Consider the following 911-nt stretch of genomic DNA (forward strand, 5'->3'; position numbering starts at 1 on the left):
GACAACCGATTCGGATCGAACTTGCCATCCGGGCCGTAGGCTTGCGGGTCGTCGCCATACAGGGTTTTGGTCAGGTACTGCGCCGCCAGCTCACCGCCGGCGCCGGCCAGCGCGCCGCCCGTCATGGACGTGCCATTCACCTGGGCCAGCACTGCACCCAGCACCGCGTGCGACAAGCCCTGCAGCACGGCGTTCGGATCGCTGCCGTGGTTCTGGTCGAAGGTCTTGCCGACCAGCTGTGCGGCATACGGCGCCAAGGCATTGCCTGCCACCTGCACAGTACCTTGACCGGCGACACTGCCAACCAGCACGGTGGTAACCGCCTGCAACGCACGGCTATAGTCGCCGCCCGTGCCCCATTGTTGCTTCGAGTCGTAGGCGGAGCGATAGTCCGGAACGTTTTGTAGCAGTTCGCTTTCCCGTTGGGCGGGTGTCAACGCTGCGAAGCGATTTCTTTCATCCTCGGTCTTCAGGCCGTCCCTGTACTGGTCCTCGATGGCGCGCGCCTTGTTCTCGGCGGATGCGGCAATGTCCTGGCCGATCTGCCTGCCCGTTGCGATCACCGTGCCGGCCGCCGCCGCCATTGCCTGCTGTTCGCCCAGGATCTTGCGCACGTCCGGCAGGGTGGCAACAGCGTCATGCGCGGCACTGGCATCGGTGTTGATGCCCGTCGCCGCGGCCGTGGTGGTCTTGCCGCCGATCTTGATGGTGCCTTCGGTCAACGTGGCGCGGGTCTGGCCGGTGTCGCTGCCGCTCTCGCTCATCGGCACGCCGGGCATAAAGCTGCCGGTGTTGGCCTTGCCATAATTGCCATTGGCAATGGTGTTGCCGATGTCGCGCGACTGCTCGCCAGCGCTCGGCTGCACCGGGTTGCCGTTGGCATCGGTCTGGTTGCCGCTACTGCCGAAGCC

Annotated in this window: 1 pseudogene; it reads right to left on the bottom strand. The window is 65.5% G+C overall.

What is annotated here, in order from left to right:
- Positions 1–911: pseudogene (locus XcuCFBP2542_RS18940) on the bottom strand (hemagglutinin repeat-containing protein); the annotation flags it as partial.

Origin of the sequence: Xanthomonas cucurbitae (assembly GCF_002939885.1) — a bacterium.
GTDB lineage: Bacteria > Pseudomonadota > Gammaproteobacteria > Xanthomonadales > Xanthomonadaceae > Xanthomonas > Xanthomonas cucurbitae.